Consider the following 14,845-nt stretch of genomic DNA (forward strand, 5'->3'; position numbering starts at 1 on the left):
TTACTACGGCCCGAAGCGTGGTACGCGAAGCCCAACCTCGCGTACCACGCTTCGGGTTATGATTTTTCTGTTCCGATCCGGAGGATTTGTCGATGAGCCTCAAACTCTATCTTGCCGGGCCGGAAGTTTTTCTCCCAAATGCCCGCCACATGCTGGACGCAAAGGCCGCTATGGCGCGCGAGTTCGGGTTCGAGCCCATCTGCCCTGGCGATGTTACGATTGAGCCTGCCCCGACTCGTCATGAGTTCGGCCTGAAGATCAGTGCCGTCGATGAAGGCATGATGAACCGCGCCGATGGGATCATCGCCAATCTCACGCCGTTTCGGGGTATTGCCGCCGATGTCGGCACCGCCTTCGAGCTTGGCTATGTCTGTGCGCAGGGCAAGCGTGTTGCCGCTTACACGAACATGACGGCAAACCATTTCCAGCGTACGCGGGAATTCTACAAAGGTGAGATCGCGGAGGGACCAGATGGACGCAAACGCGGCCCGGACGGCCTGTCGCTCGAGGATTTCGACATGATCGACAATCTGATGCTGCATGGCGGCATCGAGCGGCGCGGCGGCTTCATTGCCGTGCATGATGCACCACCTGACGCGCTCTACACGGACCTGACAGCGTTCCGGTCCTGCCTGGATTGGTATGCGTCACGGTGACGTGGGGTTCAGCCTGACATTGTCAATACGGCCAACAGGGGCATCGGGCAGGAAGCCTTTGGTCAGCAACAGGTTCTGAGGTGTTTCCCGGGCCACCGGCTTGATGGTGGAGGCTCCGAGCAGTTCCTTGCCACCGTCCAGTTCGGGATCGGAGAGATTGATAGGCTGGCTTGGCATCTTCGCTTCTACTTCCGGCGGCAGGCTGGAAAGCAGCGGCAGATCGCCTGCATCCAGGCGGATCAGATCTCCGACCGACAGATCGCCCAGATGGCGCTTGGCCAGTTTTTCCACGTAGAAGGCCAGCTTGCGTTTGCCCGCATCGGTAAAGCTCACACCATCCGTGCCTCTCAGGCGGGCCGGCTGGCCGTTCACGTCCGATCCTGTCACGATGAACTGACCGCTTTCATCGACGAAGCCATCCCAGATATCGACGAATTCTCCGCCCACTTCCTCGACATTCGACCTGTAAATGCCGTTCAGCGTCACGGCATCGGCTGTCAGTGACGGGGATTCGAATGCCGCAAGGCCGACCCAGAGAAGCGGGATCTTGCGATCCGTCACCATTTTCGCGAGGCGTGTGACGCGCTCTTCATATTCCTTCAGCCAGATATCCGTGCGGAAACGCTCCCGCTCGGCACCCACCTGCATGGACTGCCGGTCATTTGCGCCCAGCATCACCACCACGATCTGCGGCTTCTCCTGCTCCAGCATGCGGGGCAGTTCACTCAGCCAATCATAATGGTCCTGCCGGACGAGACCGGAAGCAACAGAGCCCTTGGCGATGACCTTGACGGAGGGATCCTGCTCGAAAGCGGTTTCCAGTCCCTGTCCCACACCCATGGCGCCGAAATCTCCAACCACCAGGATCTTGCGGGCGCTGTCCATTTTCTCAACGGCTTCCGGCTGCGGTGCTGCGGCCGGAGGCTTGACAGGTGTTGGTGCAGCCGGTCGCGCCGCGCCCTGCGGCCTTACCCGCTCCGGGCGAGGGCGCATCTGGATGATGGAGCTTTCGGGACGGCGCCGTTCATTGCCGAACAACATGTCGAACAGGGTGCGTCGCTGTTCCTGCGCTACGCCCACGCCCGCGGGCAGGGCCATCAACACAATGAGGGCCGTGGTCAGGAGGCGGCGAGGGAGCCTGCGCTTGGAAGTCATGTCTTCGGCCCATTCTCGATAAGCTGGTCCCATCCATCGGGACCGATGCCCGCGCGACAAAGCCGTGCGGGCCATGAGGTCAAGTCTGCGGGAATGTGGTCACTTCCGCAAGGCTTTCAACAGTCCCTTGGACGGTTCGCCATCCCGCTCCATGCCGAGGCGTGCCTGAATGGCGGCAATGGCAGCCTTCGAACCGGAGCCGAAGTTTCCGTCGATTTCGCCATCATAATAGCCCAGTTCCTTGAGGCGGCTCTGCAATTCAAACTTTTCCTTGATGTCCAGCGTATTGTGAGGACGCGGCCAGGATTGCTGCATGCCGCCGTAACCGGCGATCTCGTCGGCCAGCAGACCAACGCCCAGCGCATAGGAGTCTGCTGCATTGTAGCGCTTGATGACAGTGAAATTGGTCATCATCAGGAATGCGGGACCTTCCGCTCCGGCGAGCAATTTGAGCGTGGCGCGATCATTGGGGCGAGGGAACGCCTTGCCATTGGCGCGCACGAAACCAAGCTTCGCCCATTGCACCAGCGTTTTCGTCTGGCCTGCATGGCGCGCCGCACCGGCAGGCGATACGGCCTCATAGCCCCAGGTGGAGCCGGTCTGCCAGCCGTTTTTCGCAAGAAGATTGGCGGCGGTTGCCAGAGCGTCAGGGATGGAGCTCCAGATATCGCGACGGCCATCGCCATCGGCATCAACGGAGTAGAGAAGATAGCTTGTCGGTATGAACTGCGTATGCCCCATGGCACCTGCCCAGGAGCCAGTCAGATGCTTCGGTGTCACATCGCCAGATTGCAGAATCTTGAGGGCAGCAAGCAATTGCTTGCGGGCAAAATTGGCTCGTTTCGGGTCACCCCAGGCAAGGGTCGCGAGCGCTTGCGGCACGTGGTGAAGACGGTCGTGGTTCTGGAGGGCCGCCCCGTAATTCGTTTCCATCGACCAGATGGCCAGCAGGATATATTTGTCGACGCCGAAATGGCGTTCCAGCGCCGTCAGCGTGCGGTTGTGCTTGGCCAGCATCTCGCGCCCAACCTTTACGGTGTACGGGTTTACGCGGGAATCGAGATAATCCCAGATCTGCGCCTTGAACTCGGGCTGATAGCGTGCCTTTTCCAGCACTTCCTCATCCGGGCCGGTGATGCCCGCAAATGCCTGGTTATAAGTGGATTTGCTAATCCCGCTCGCCGCAGCCGTTTCATAGAATTTGGCGACCCATGCCTTGAAACCGGCGTCGGCCTTGGCATCTATCGCAGAAGTCGCAACGACAACCGCTGCGATGGCGGAGAGGGCAAAGCGTCTGGCGCTGAATTTTTTCATCGGCGGAGTGTTCCTTGTTCTATCCGGTCTCAAATTTGCCAGGATCGGGAACGACGCCCTGACATTGAAGCAACAGGGTAGACCGACAGTGTCAACAAATTCTTTACCATGTGGACACTCCTCTGTCATTGTTTGTGAAAAGGTAGTGATTGGCTGCTAAGGCGAAGGCCATGGCACCCTCATAGGTTTGTGCTTGAAGGAGGCATGAGTGGGACAACAGAAGATCCGTAAAGCCGTATTCCCCGTTGCAGGTCTTGGAACGCGCTTCCTGCCCGCGACCAAGGCTGTTCCGAAGGAAATGCTGACGGTCGTGGACAAGCCGGTCATCCAGTACGTTGTCGATGAAGCGGCTGCGGCCGGCATCGAGCACTTCGTATTCGTGACAGGTCGCGGCAAGGGCGTCATCGAAGACTATTTCGACATCCAGTACGAGCTGGAGCAGATGCTGCGCGAGCGGAACAAGAATGCGGAACTGACGCTGCTTTCCGACCTTCTGCCGACTGCCGGTACTGCAAGCTTCACCCGCCAGCAGGTTCCGCTTGGCCTTGGCCATGCCGTTTGGTGCGCGCGCGATATCGTTGGCAACGAGCCATTTGCCGTGCTGCTGCCGGACATGATCATGGCGTCTGAAAAGAGCTGCCTCAAGGGGATGGTCGAGCTTTACGACAAGACAGGCGGCAATGTTCTGGCGGTCGAGGAGTGCGATCCTGAGCTGGCGCACAAGTACGGCATCGTCGGCATGGGCGACAAGGTGGGCGAAGAAGGCTTCAAGATCACGCAGATGGTGGAGAAGCCTGCCAAGGGCACTGCCCCTTCCAACTTCTTCATCAATGGTCGCTACATCCTGCAGCCCGAGATCTTCAAGATCCTCGAGACCCAGGAGCGTGGTGCGGGCAACGAAATCCAGTTGACGGACGGCATGCTCGCGCTTGCCAAGTCGCAGGAGTTCTCGGCCTATCACTTCAAGGGCGAGACCTTCGACTGTGGTGCCAAGGATGGCTTCATTCTTGCAAATCTTGCCTTCGCCTTGAAGCGCGACGACATCCGTCCGTTGATCGAAGGACCGCTGAAGGCCATCACATCGAAGATGTGAGCTTGCATTTCGTGAAAACGAAAAGGGCCCCGGAAGTGATTCCGGGGCCTCTTTTTATCGCCTGAGGGTTAGTTCATCGCCTGAGAGTCAGGCCGACGCCGGCGCGCAACTGCTTGCTGTCGGTTCCGCCCGGATTGTCGGTGAACTCGTAGCCCAGGTTGGCAGTGGCATCGAAATAGCGATTGATATTCCAGATGACACCGGTTCCAAGAGACCAGTTCAAGGCGTTTTGCGTGCTTGGGTAATCGCGCACCGTGGACGAGGCGGTCAGTCGGCCTGTCAGATCGTTGCGGATTAGATGCGAGAGGCCCGCACTCAACTGATAGTCAACCCAGCCGCTTTGACCTGCTGCCGTGGCGTCCTGCACCGTCGTTCTGAGACCCAGATCCACGTCTGTCCCGCGCTGGGGTGACCAGAGCAACGTCCCATCCACTGTAAAAGCGTCGATGGATTTCAGGCGGGCATCCTCATAATCGACGATGGCATAGCCAAGGCCCAGTTCGCCGCGCAACTTCTCTCCAAGATCGAGTTGCACGCCTGCACGGCCGCCGTAGCTCCAGGAGGATCGGGCATAACCCAGCCGGTCGACATCGTCGTCGTAGAGCGCACGTCCGAGAGTAGCCTCTATGAAGGGGATAAGAGCAGGCGAAAGCTCGTAGCCGACACGGATGCGGCCTTCGACAGCGTTGCGATCCCGGTCGCTGAGGCTGAGCGAGCGACCATCTGCAAAGCGGGCAGAGCCGTAGAGTGTGCGTGTGCCGGTCAGCGCTGCGGTCCCGCGCAGAATTCCGAAGTCGCGTTCGATCGTGCCGCCCAACGAGAAACGGTCGACGCGCGCCTGTTCCACGGTACCGGCAATCGCGTTTGGGTCGCTCGCATCCTCACGCTCGAAGGCGTAACCGGCAAGAACATGGGCGACGGTCTGGTTTGACAGATCCAAACGCAAATCGGCGTCCAGCCGCGCATTCGGTTCGGTCTGACCGGTGCCGCTGATGTTTTTCTGGAAGGTGCCCGCGCCGGTGATGGTCAGCGCGTGGCGCGCCCAATCGGAGGTCAGCGTTCCATTCAGCGTGGTTGCAAGATAATTTCGGCGGCTAGTATTGGAGCCGCTACGGGTCGTTTCAGAATTGACGCTCTGGTTCACGCTTGGCCGAAGCGTGAAAGTGCCAAGCTTTACCCCCAGGCCATCGCCGCGGCGTGCAGACGTATCCCCGCCCTCGATCGCTTCTTCTGCTGCGTTCTGCTGCGGTACGGTGAGCTCGCCCAGATCGTCGGCGATGAGACCATCCGCCTGATTGAGCGGTGTACCCTGCAGCATGTTGGCTCCCGCACGCAGGGGGGTGGTGGCAAGGCTTGTCGTGCCGGTAGCGGTTGAAGACAATCCGTTGCCGGTTTGGTCCAGTGGGTCCGCTGAGCCGCTGCCTGCCAGTGCCGTGTTGCTTGCGGAGTAGGGATCGGTCGGGCTGGAAAGCGGATCGTTCGCGCCGCCGGTACTGGTGCCTGTTCCTGTGCTGCGGGTGGGAAATGTTTCGTTCAGCGTGCTCAAGCCGCCGGTGCGTGCGGTGCTTCCGCTGCTGGCCGTCGCATTCGTATTGCGATTATTGGCGGATTGCGCTGCTGCGATGGTCGGAATGGCTAAAATGGTTGACGCAAGCAGGGTCAGCGTAGCGCCAAGGCGCCGCTGCCGCAAAGCATCGTTTGAAATGCGTTTCGTCATGGCGCCGACTGGGCTCCCAAATATTCTTACCCATTCGTAAACCCTTGTGGTTAACGATTGGTTGATTTCCCTTTTGCGGAGCTTGATTGGCCGCATGGACATTTGGTCGGTTCGCGGCTATGGCTCCCGCCCATGATGAGCGAGACCAGATCCTTGACCTTGACCGATCCTGTTCATTCAGCGCTGCGAACGCTGGCCACCGAAAAGCGGGGGCTTGAGGCGCTGGAGGCGGCCCTGCAGAACGGGCTTGCCGAACCGTTGACGCGCGCCGTCGAGCTGATCTCGAACATCACCGGTCGAGTGATCGTGACGGGCGTTGGCAAGAGCGGTCATATCGGCGCCAAGCTTGCGGCCACCTTCGCCTCTACTGGAACGCCCGCTTCCTTCGTCCACGCTGCGGAAGCCAATCACGGCGATCTCGGGATGATTGCGGGAAATGATCTCGTGATTGCGCTGTCGAAGGGCGGAGAAAGCGCGGAACTGCGCAATATTCTCTCCTACACGCGGCGCTTCTCGATTCCGCTGGTCTCTCTCACCTGTTCACCTGAATCTTCGCTTGCTCGCGCTTCCGACGTGGTTCTGCTGCTGCCGAACGAGGAGGAAGCCTGCCCGCATGGGCTTGCCCCTACGACCTCGACGCTGATGCAGTTGGCGATCGGCGATGCGCTGGCGATTGCGTTGCTTGAGGCGCGTGGCTTTACCGCGACCGACTTCCATACTTTCCACCCGGGCGGAAAGCTGGGCGCTGGTCTGACGCATGTGAAGGATATCATGCATACGGGGGAGCGCCTGCCCCTCGTGCCATCAGGAACCTCAATGCCGGAAGCCGTGCAGGTTCTCTCCCGCAAGCATTTCGGCTGCGTCATCGTTCTGAACGAAGAAGGCACCATTGCCGGTATCGTGACCGAAGGCGACATGGCGCGAAACCTGACGCGCAATCTGGGCGAGCTGACGGTCGATGACGTGATGACCCGGACGCCGAAGACTATTCCCCCGGAAACACTCGCGACAGCAGCCCTTGCCCTGATCAACAAGCACAGCATCGGTGCATTGATCATTGCCGATGCAGAAAAGCGCCCGCTTGGTCTCGTCCATTTCCACGATCTCTTGCGGATCGGCGTGGCCTGATCAGGCCACCGGTTCCACGATCAGTTCGCTGCCGCTCCAGTGTGCGACGCGCACGCGCATTCCCGCCGGAAGGTCCGGGCCGCTGACCGGCCACCAGGTATCGTCAAGGCGGATCCGGCCTCGCCCTTCGCGGATGGGTTCCGCCAAGGTGGCCGTTCTCCCAACCAAGCTTTCGCCCCGGCGGTTGAGCAGTGGTTGGTCGGTCTTTGCATCGTCGCTTCCGTAGAAACGCCGGCCGATCAGCGTGATGATCACCGAAAGGCCCGCGAAGAGCAGCAACTGGATCTGCCAGCTCCAGAAGGCCTGTTCCCAAACGAAAAGGGAGGCCGTACCCATGACAAGGGCGGCCAGACCGATCCAGATCAGGAAGACACCGGGTGCGGCCAGTTCCGCGGCCAGAAGCACAAATCCCAGGATCCACCAGTTCCAGGGACCAAGGGAAGCGATCATGCTCGCGATCATAGGTCGCTCTCGGGATTACGGTTGAACGGATTGACGGCGGGCGTGGTGCGCGGCTGATTGCTGACGCGGCGTGCCGTGTCGCGAGGTGTTTCGGATCGTTCGCCGAAGACCTCGCGAGCAATGGCGCCGATGCCGCCCAGAGAGCCGATCAGGGACGAGGCCTCCATCGGCATCAGCACGATCTTGGAATTGGATGCGGTGCCGATCGAGGCCATGGCTTCTGTGTATTTCTGTGCGACGAAATAGTTGATGGCGTTCACATCGCCTGCGGCAATGGCCTCGGACACCATGCGCGTTGCTTTCGCTTCGGCTTCTGCCAGACGTTCGCGCGCTTCGGCCTGCCGGAAGGCCGCTTCCTTTTCGCCCTCTGCCTGAAGAACGGCTGCCTGTTTTGCACCTTCTGCCCGCAGGATGGCGGCATTACGCGAGCCTTCCGCTTCCAGAACCTGCGCGCGCTTTTCACGCTCCGCCTTCATCTGGCGTGCCATGGACTGAACGAGGTCGGCTGGCGGCTGGATATCCTTGATCTCGACGCGCGTGACCTTGATGCCCCAGGGCTGGACGGCTTCATCCACGACGCGCAGCAGGCGTTCGTTGATGACCTCGCGGTTAGAGAGCAGTTCATCGAGATCCATGGAGCCCATGACCGAGCGGATGTTGGTCATGGTCAGGTTCTGGATTGCGTTCTGCAGGTTCGAGATCTGGTAGGCGGCCTGCGCCGGGTTCAGCACCTGGTAGAAAGCCACCGCATCGGCAGAGACGCTGGCATTGTCCCGGGTGATGACTTCCTGTGTCGGTACGTCCAGAACCTGCTCCATCACGTTCATCTTCGCACCGATTTTCTCGATGAAGGGCGTGATGATGTTGAGGCCCGGATCGAGCGTTCGGGTGTATCGGCCAAAGCGCTCCACCGTGTAACGATAGCCCTGCGGCACTGTTTTCACGGCGGCAAACAGCACCAGTATGACGATCACCACGGCTGCGATGACGACGATATCGAAACCAGACATAGGCATGGTTGTTCTCCCGCGCTTTCTACTCTTCCTGCCCGTGTAAACCTTATCGCACCAACCTGCCAGCGTCATGACAGCGCAGTGCTTGCCAAAGACGCGCTCCCTGCGCTAACAGGCGCGCAGGTAAAACTCCGGTCGCAGCCTACCCGGTAAAAACAAGGAACACGATCATGAAGACCCTCGTCGTCTGCTCCGGCGGACTCGATTCCGTTTCGCTTGCCTACAAGATCGCGGCGGAACAAACCCTCATTGGCCTCATCTCCTTCAACTATGGCCAGCGCCATTCCAAGGAAGTGGACTTCGCCGCCAAGGCTGCAGCAAGACTTGGCGTGCCGCACGACATTATCGATATCACCCCCATCGGCAAGCACCTTACCGGGTCCGCGCTGACCGATGACGTGGATGTGCCGGATGGTCATTATGCGGAAGAAACGATGAAGATCACTGTCGTTCCGAACCGCAACGCCATCATGCTGACCATTGCCTTCGGGCTTGCGGCAGCCCGGCAGGCTGATGCGGTCGCCGTGGCCGTCCATGGCGGTGACCACTTCATCTACCCCGATTGCCGCCCCGGTTTTATTAACGCCTTTCAAACCATGCAGAACGCGGCGCTGGAAGGCTATGCCTCGGTGACGCTGTTGGCTCCCTTCGTGGAGGTTCCAAAGTCAGAGATCGTGCGGGAAGGGGCGAAATACGATACGCCGTTTGCCGATACCTGGTCCTGTTACAAGGGTGGCGCGAAACAGTGCGGGCGCTGCGGCACCTGCGTGGAACGGCGCGAGGCTTTCCATCTCGCCGGGATCAATGACCCCACCGAGTACGAAGATCCGGATTTCTGGAAAACCGCGACGGCGGGCTTTGAAGCGCGGGAGGTCTGAACCATGTTCCGCATCACCAAGGAATTCCATTTCTCCGCCTCACACCGGCTGGACCATCTGCCGGAAGACCATCAGTGCAATCGTCTCCATGGTCACAACTACATTGTGGTGGTGGAACTGGCCGGGGAGAGTTTGAATGCCGATGGTTTCGTGCGCGATTACCACGATCTCAAGGCGCTGAAGACCTATATCGATGACCAGTTCGACCATCGTCATCTGAACGATGTGCTGGGTCACGGCTACACGACCGCGGAGAATCTCGCCCGCCATTTCTATGAGTGGTGCAAGGCGCGCTTTCCGGAAACCTCTGCCGTCAAGGTTTCGGAAACGCCGAAGACCTGGGCGGAGTATCGCCCGTGAGCGGTGACTTGATCCGGGTTTCGGAAATCTTCGGCCCAACCATTCAGGGCGAGGGCGTGTTGATTGGCCAGCCGACGGTTTTTGTCAGAACCGGCGGCTGCGATTATCGCTGTTCGTGGTGCGACAGCCTGCATGCTGTCGAGAGCGCCTATCGCGACACGTGGACTGCGATGAGTGTTCCAGACATCTGGGCCGAGGTCGAACGGCTTTCGGGCAAATCCCCGTTGATGGTGTCCCTTTCCGGCGGTAATCCGGCGATCCAGCCTCTAGGCCCATTGATCGAGCACGGAAAGAGGCGCGGTTACCGGTTCGCTCTCGAAACGCAGGGCAGTCTGGCGAGAGATTGGTTTTCGAGCCTTGATGTGCTGGTTCTTTCGCCCAAGCCGCCCTCCAGCGGAATGGAGTATGACCGGCAGACGCTTGTTGATTGCACCGCCCGGGCTGGAGAAGGCCCGCGCGTGGTGCTGAAATTCGTCGTGTTCGATGAGGCAGATTATGCCTTCGCCCGCTCGGTTTCGGCAGGATTTCCGCAGCTTAGCGTCTATCTCCAGCCCGGAAACCATACCCCACCGCCGCCCGATGCGGAGGATTTCCCCATCGATGTGGAAGGAATCATGGGCCGTATGCACTGGCTGATCGACCGTGTTATGGCCGATCGCTGGTTTGCCGCAACGGTTCTGCCACAGTTGCATGTGCTGCTCTGGGGAAACCGGCGCGGCGTTTGAAAATAAAAAAATCCGAAGCCTCTTTGATTCGAATTTTAACGATTCGCTTAAGTGCTGATTAGCCCCCCGGTCCTAGGGTCCGGCACCTGACATGAATCAGTTGAGAGGAATTCGGAATGATTCCGACGCCATCCATGGCACTTCGGGCCGTTCGCGGTTCGTTGGTGGCCAAGATTTTTGCCGTTTGTTTTCTGGCCATTCACCTGCCGCTCATTGCCATGATCGCCTATCTTGGTAGCGGCTTTTCAACCAATCCCGGCCCCGTGCTCACCATTTTGCTGGCTGCGACCTTGATCGGGACGATCACCTGCCTGTCCACACTCTGGTGGTTCATCCGCCCCTTGCGCAATCTGGCAAGCGCTGTGCAGCAATATCAGGCGGACGGGACGCCTGTGAGACTGCGCCTTGCCCAATCCGATGAAATTGGTGTCGTTGCCAACACGGTTGCCACGACGATTGCGGAACTCGATGGCGTGATGCGCAAGCTGCGCCAGCAGGCATCCACCGACCAGTTGACGGGACTTGGCAATCGCCGATGGCTGACAGAACGCATCGCGATCGAACAAACGCGGGCGGAGCGGGAAAAGGCTCCCATTTCCGTCGTTCTGTTCGATCTCGATCACTTCAAGAATATCAACGACAGCCACGGTCATGATGTGGGCGACAAGGTTCTGATGGCCGTTGGCGAAGTCATTCGCGACAACCTGCGCCGTTACGATCTTGCGGCGCGAATCGGCGGCGAGGAATTTTGTCTGGTTCTGCCGAAGACAAGAGCGAGTGAGGCTGCTGCGATTGCCGAGCGGTTTCGGGCGCAGTTCGAAAAGCTCTGGATAGAGCCTCTGCGGCCCGGTCGCGTGACCGCGTCGTTCGGCGTTTACGAGGCAACACCCGCCGATAGCATGCAGGCCATGCTTTTGCAGGCCGACCGGGCGCTGTATCGCGCAAAGGAGACAGGTCGAAACCGCGTTCAAAGCGCCGGTTGGCCGGCGGAATCGCGGTGAAATGTTAAAATGCCCGGCTAGCCGGGCATTTTCACTGCTTTTGGATCATCAGATCCAGCCTTTGAGTTCCTGGCGCGTGATGTGCTCGATCACGCGCATGCCGTCTTCGCTGTCGTTCAGGCAGGGAATATGGGTGAATTTCTCGCCGCCATTGTGCAGGAAGTCCTCGCCCGCTTCTTCCGCAATTTCTTCCAGTGTTTCAAGGCAATCGGAGACAAAGCCGGGGTTGAGGATGGCGATGCGCTTGGTGCCTTCCTTGGCCAGTTTCTCGACCGTTTTGTCCGTATAGGGCTGTAGCCACTCTTCCGGTCCGAAGCGGGACTGGAAGGTAACCATCAGCTTTTCCTTCGGCCAGCCCAGCCGGTCGCGCAGCAGGCGTGTCGTCTTGTAGCACTGGCAGTGATAGGGATCGCCCTTCTTGAAGTAGGACATGGGAATGCCGTGATAGGAGGTGATCACCAGTTCCGGTTCCCAGTCCAGCGTCGCCAGATGCTTCTCGATCGAGTTCGCCAGGGCATCGATGTAGACCGGATCATCGTGATAGCGCGGCACGGTGCGCAAGGCGGGCTGCCAGCGCATTTTCAGAAGCGCCTTGAAGGCTTCGTCGTTCACCGTGGCCGTGGTCGCGGCAGCATATTGCGGATAGAGCGGGAAGAGCAGGATCTTTTCGCAACCCGCCTTCTGCATCTCGTTCATCTTGGCCTGGATGGCCGGCTGGCCGTAGCGCATGGCCCAATCCACATGCACATGTGGCATGTCCTTGAAGCGCTCTGCCAGGATTTCCGCCTGATTGCGCGTGTAGGTGCGCAGGTAGCTTTCATCCAGCTCCTTGTTCCAGATCGACTCGTAGGCCTTGCCCACCTTTTGCGGACGACGGTTCAGCACGATGCCGTAGAGGATCGGATACCAGAACAGGCGCGACCATTCGATCACGCGCTTGTCGGTCAGGAACTCGGCCAGATAGCGGCGCATGGATTTGTAATCCGTGCCATCCGGCGTGCCGAGGTTTACGAGCAGGACGCCCACCTTGCCGAACCGAACCGCAGGGTGATCTGAGGGCAGGTGGCCTGCTGCAGCATTCATCATCAAACTATTCCCCGGAAAACTATTGAGACCCGGCCTCAATACGCACAGTTTCCATCAACGGTTCTATTTAGAAACAAAAAGCGGTCCGGGAAAGCCCCGGACCGCTCATCGGTTTGTGGCAAAACGTCTCTCGACTTATTTCGCCGGAATCTGCAGTTCGGAGCCGATCTCGATCAGGTTCGGATTGCGGATCTTGTTGGCGTCCGCAATCTTCTTCCAGTCCTCGCCGTCGCCGAGCGTGCTTTCGGCGATCTTCCAGAGCGAGTCACCCTTCATGACCTTGTAGGTCTTGGGCGCTGCCGGAGCGGCCGCAACCGGTGCAGCAGCAGGGGCTGCCGGTGCCGGTTTTGCCGCAGCAGGCGCCTGTGCCGTTGCCGCAGGCGCAGCCGGTGCTGGCGTTGCAGCTGGTGCCGGTGCCGGTGCTGCAGGCGCTGCAGGAGCCTGTGCGGTTGCTGCCGGAGCAGCAGGAGCCGGAGCCGTTGGAGCAGCAGCAGGCGCTGGTGTCGCGGCAGCGGTTGCCGGAGCGGCTGGAGCCGCAGCAGGGGCGGGAGCCTTGGCCGGAGCAACGTAATCAGCCGGGGTCGTGTCGGTGATGCGACCGTCGGTGTAAGGCTTGTAAGGATTGTTCGCGGTCAGATAGTCGGCAACCGTCTGCTCAAGGTTCGGACCAAAATCGTAGGGGTTGATGGCGTTGGTCGCAAACATCTTGAAGCCATCGCCGCCGCCGCGCACGTAGTTGTTGGTCACGACGCCGTAGGTCTTGGCTGGATCGAGCGCAACGAACTTGTCGCCTTCCTTGACCTGAACGTCGCCAACGCGGCTACCGACCGGCTTGGAGCGATCGAACGAGTATTTCATGCCGCCGACCTGCACGAAGCGTCCCGCACCATCCTCGATCTGGCTGACGCCGTTTTCAAGAGCCGCCTTGAGATCCGAACCCTTGATCTGGAAGGTGGCAATCGTGTTCTGGAACGGCAGAACCGTCAGAACCTCGCCCATGGTGATGTCGCCCTGGTCGATGGACGCGCGCAAACCGCCACCGTTGACGATGGCGATCGTAATGCCCTGATCTTTCACACGGGCCAGCGATGCATCGGCGAGCAAGTTGCCCATGGAGCATTCCTTGGCGCGGCAATTCTTGCGGTCACCGTCGATCAGGCCGTCCGAGACGCCCACGACTTTCTTCTTCAGTTCTTCCAGCGGCGCGCCCAGTTCCTTGACGCGCGCGGCATAGGCTTCGTCCGGCGTGACCGAGGCATCCAGAAGCTTCGGAGCGCCGCTCGTTGCCTTCACCACGCCATTGTCGTCGAAGGTAACCTTCAACTCGCCGAGATATTTGGAATAGGCGTAGGCTGTGACCACCGGAATTTCGACGCCAGCCGGGTTCTTGACCAAGGTTGGATAGGGGCCGGAAGACTTGTTGTCGGTGGAGGACAGATAGGTGTGGCTGTGACCACCGACGACAACGTCGATACCGTCTACGGCTGCCGCGATTTCCTTGTCCTTGTTGTAGCCGACATGGGTGAGCGCAATGATCTTGTTGACGCCCTGGCCTTCCAGATCCTTCACGGCGGACTTCAGGTAGGTAATCTCGTCTTCGAAGCTGATGTCTGGGCCGGGGGATGATGTTTCGCCGCTATCGGTTGCCAGAACAGAAACCACGCCGATCTTCTGGCCGCCGATTTCCTTGACCACATAACCCTTGTACTTGCCGTCCAGCAGCGAACCCTTCTTGGCAATCGTGTTGCCGGAGATGATCGGGAACTTCAGCGCACCGATGAACTTGTTCAGCTCTTCCGGACCATCGTCGAACTCGTGGTTGCCGATTGCCATGGCATCGAAACCGATGCCGTTCATGAATTCAGCGACAGGCGCGCTCTTGAATGTGGAGTAGTAGAGAGAGCCCTGGAACTGGTCGCCAGCATCCAGAACAAGAATATTGGCACCAGCATTGTCCTTGCGGAATCCATCGATTGCGCTTTTCACGCGGGCGATGCCGCCGAAGCATTCCTTGGCGTCTGCCTCCTTCTGGGAGCAGGTCGCGTCCGACTTGTTGATCGCTTCGATTCGCGAATGCAGGTCGTTGATGTGAAGGACGTTCAGCTGGTAATCGGCAAACGCGACGCCGGACGACAAGGTCAAGGTCGCTGCTGCCAGTAGGCTGAAACCAAAGCGTTTCATCATCCTGAGTTCTCTCCTGTTCATGGGCGCGGTGTCACTCGCCCGTTCCGCCTGTTCTTAGTTGTTTTTTGTGACA

Annotated in this window: 14 protein-coding genes; 7 read left to right on the top strand and 7 right to left on the bottom strand. The window is 59.4% G+C overall.

Annotated features, from left to right (window positions below):
* Nucleotides 1-92 precede the first annotated feature (92 nt).
* Nucleotides 93-656, top strand: a complete 564-nt coding sequence (locus G6N80_RS14375) for a nucleoside 2-deoxyribosyltransferase (RefSeq protein ID WP_165134688.1) — start codon at nucleotides 93-95, stop codon at nucleotides 654-656.
* Here G6N80_RS14375 and G6N80_RS14380 read toward each other — a convergent pair.
* Nucleotides 648-1,811, bottom strand: coding sequence for an SGNH/GDSL hydrolase family protein (locus tag G6N80_RS14380; protein WP_165134691.1), 1,164 nt, complete (start codon nucleotides 1,809-1,811; stop codon nucleotides 648-650). The genes G6N80_RS14375 and G6N80_RS14380 overlap by 9 nt on opposite strands.
* 99 nt (nucleotides 1,812-1,910) lie before the next feature.
* Entirely contained in the window at nucleotides 1,911-3,125 is a 1,215-nt protein-coding gene (locus G6N80_RS14385) for a lytic murein transglycosylase (RefSeq protein WP_165134694.1), read from the bottom strand.
* Between the two features lie 208 nt (nucleotides 3,126-3,333).
* Here G6N80_RS14385 and galU point away from each other — a divergent pair, with 208 nt between their 5' ends.
* Nucleotides 3,334-4,218 (top strand): UTP--glucose-1-phosphate uridylyltransferase GalU, encoded by an 885-nt coding sequence (galU, locus tag G6N80_RS14390; RefSeq protein ID WP_062555723.1) that lies wholly within the window; start codon nucleotides 3,334-3,336, stop codon nucleotides 4,216-4,218.
* 73 nt (nucleotides 4,219-4,291) lie between these two features.
* Here galU and G6N80_RS14395 read toward each other — a convergent pair whose 3' ends face one another.
* Complete coding sequence (locus G6N80_RS14395) at nucleotides 4,292-5,935, bottom strand: outer membrane beta-barrel protein (protein ID WP_165134697.1); 1,644 nt, start codon at nucleotides 5,933-5,935, stop codon at nucleotides 4,292-4,294.
* A 132-nt stretch (nucleotides 5,936-6,067) separates the two neighbouring features.
* Here G6N80_RS14395 and G6N80_RS14400 point away from each other — a divergent pair, with 132 nt between their 5' ends.
* The gene (locus tag G6N80_RS14400) at nucleotides 6,068-7,063 is read left to right on the top strand and encodes a KpsF/GutQ family sugar-phosphate isomerase (RefSeq protein WP_062555721.1); all 996 of its coding nucleotides are present in this window, start codon (nucleotides 6,068-6,070) and stop codon (nucleotides 7,061-7,063) included.
* Here G6N80_RS14400 and G6N80_RS14405 read toward each other — a convergent pair whose 3' ends face one another.
* Both G6N80_RS14405 and G6N80_RS14410 read right to left on the bottom strand, forming a co-directional pair.
* Nucleotides 7,064-7,525: an NfeD family protein gene (locus tag G6N80_RS14405; RefSeq protein ID WP_062555720.1), complete on the bottom strand. Its 462-nt coding sequence runs from the start codon at nucleotides 7,523-7,525 to the stop codon at nucleotides 7,064-7,066. It lies immediately after the preceding gene.
* Nucleotides 7,522-8,541 carry an SPFH domain-containing protein gene (locus G6N80_RS14410; RefSeq protein ID WP_165134700.1) on the bottom strand — a complete coding sequence of 340 codons (1,020 nt, stop codon included), beginning with the start codon at nucleotides 8,539-8,541 and terminating at the stop codon, nucleotides 7,522-7,524. The genes G6N80_RS14405 and G6N80_RS14410 overlap by 4 nt, the downstream gene beginning before the upstream one ends.
* 167 nt (nucleotides 8,542-8,708) lie before the next feature.
* On the opposite strand from G6N80_RS14410, the gene queC reads away from it, so the two are divergent.
* From queC to G6N80_RS14430, 4 genes are all read left to right on the top strand, one after another.
* A complete protein-coding gene (queC, locus tag G6N80_RS14415; RefSeq protein ID WP_165134703.1) occupies nucleotides 8,709-9,416 on the top strand; it encodes a 7-cyano-7-deazaguanine synthase QueC in 708 nt (235 codons plus the stop codon).
* Between the two features lie 3 nt (nucleotides 9,417-9,419).
* On the top strand, nucleotides 9,420-9,776 hold the full coding sequence (gene queD / locus G6N80_RS14420; protein ID WP_062555717.1) for a 6-carboxytetrahydropterin synthase QueD: 357 nt from the start codon (nucleotides 9,420-9,422) through the stop codon (nucleotides 9,774-9,776).
* On the top strand, nucleotides 9,755-10,501 hold the full coding sequence (queE, locus tag G6N80_RS14425; protein ID WP_062555966.1) for a 7-carboxy-7-deazaguanine synthase QueE: 747 nt from the start codon (nucleotides 9,755-9,757) through the stop codon (nucleotides 10,499-10,501). Before queD ends, queE begins: the two co-directional genes overlap by 22 nt.
* A 116-nt stretch (nucleotides 10,502-10,617) precedes the next feature.
* The gene (locus G6N80_RS14430) at nucleotides 10,618-11,502 is read left to right on the top strand and encodes a GGDEF domain-containing protein (protein ID WP_165134706.1); all 885 of its coding nucleotides are present in this window, start codon (nucleotides 10,618-10,620) and stop codon (nucleotides 11,500-11,502) included.
* 48 nt (nucleotides 11,503-11,550) lie between these two features.
* Here the strand turns inward: G6N80_RS14430 and hemH are convergent, their stop codons facing one another.
* On the bottom strand, nucleotides 11,551-12,585 hold the full coding sequence (gene hemH, locus G6N80_RS14435; RefSeq protein WP_165137093.1) for a ferrochelatase: 1,035 nt from the start codon (nucleotides 12,583-12,585) through the stop codon (nucleotides 11,551-11,553).
* Nucleotides 12,586-12,723: 138 nt separating this feature from the next.
* Nucleotides 12,724-14,772 (bottom strand): 5'-nucleotidase C-terminal domain-containing protein, encoded by a 2,049-nt coding sequence (locus tag G6N80_RS14440; RefSeq protein WP_165134709.1) that lies wholly within the window; start codon nucleotides 14,770-14,772, stop codon nucleotides 12,724-12,726.
* Between the last annotated feature and the right edge of the window lie 73 nt (nucleotides 14,773-14,845).

It is taken from the genome of Rhizobium rhizoryzae (assembly GCF_011046895.1).
GTDB classification, from domain to species: Bacteria; Pseudomonadota; Alphaproteobacteria; order Rhizobiales; family Rhizobiaceae; genus Neorhizobium; species Neorhizobium rhizoryzae.

What these genes read in the sequence shown, in the direction of transcription:
- G6N80_RS14405 (WP_062555720.1), bottom strand. Translation starts at nt 7,525, where the DNA reads ATGATCGCGAGCATGATCGCTTCCCTTGGTCCCTGGAACTGGTGGATC.
- G6N80_RS14440 (WP_165134709.1), bottom strand. Translation starts at nt 14,772, where the DNA reads ATGATGAAACGCTTTGGTTTCAGCCTACTGGCAGCAGCGACCTTGACC.
- G6N80_RS14385 (WP_165134694.1), bottom strand. Translation starts at nt 3,125, where the DNA reads ATGAAAAAATTCAGCGCCAGACGCTTTGCCCTCTCCGCCATCGCAGCG.
- G6N80_RS14430 (WP_165134706.1), top strand. Translation starts at nt 10,618, where the DNA reads ATGATTCCGACGCCATCCATGGCACTTCGGGCCGTTCGCGGTTCGTTG.
- G6N80_RS14375 (WP_165134688.1), top strand. Translation starts at nt 93, where the DNA reads ATGAGCCTCAAACTCTATCTTGCCGGGCCGGAAGTTTTTCTCCCAAAT.
- queC (WP_165134703.1), top strand. Translation starts at nt 8,709, where the DNA reads ATGAAGACCCTCGTCGTCTGCTCCGGCGGACTCGATTCCGTTTCGCTT.
- G6N80_RS14395 (WP_165134697.1), bottom strand. Translation starts at nt 5,935, where the DNA reads ATGACGAAACGCATTTCAAACGATGCTTTGCGGCAGCGGCGCCTTGGC.
- hemH (WP_165137093.1), bottom strand. Translation starts at nt 12,585, where the DNA reads ATGAATGCTGCAGCAGGCCACCTGCCCTCAGATCACCCTGCGGTTCGG.
- G6N80_RS14380 (WP_165134691.1), bottom strand. Translation starts at nt 1,811, where the DNA reads ATGACTTCCAAGCGCAGGCTCCCTCGCCGCCTCCTGACCACGGCCCTC.
- G6N80_RS14400 (WP_062555721.1), top strand. Translation starts at nt 6,068, where the DNA reads ATGATGAGCGAGACCAGATCCTTGACCTTGACCGATCCTGTTCATTCA.
- G6N80_RS14410 (WP_165134700.1), bottom strand. Translation starts at nt 8,541, where the DNA reads ATGCCTATGTCTGGTTTCGATATCGTCGTCATCGCAGCCGTGGTGATC.
- queD (WP_062555717.1), top strand. Translation starts at nt 9,420, where the DNA reads ATGTTCCGCATCACCAAGGAATTCCATTTCTCCGCCTCACACCGGCTG.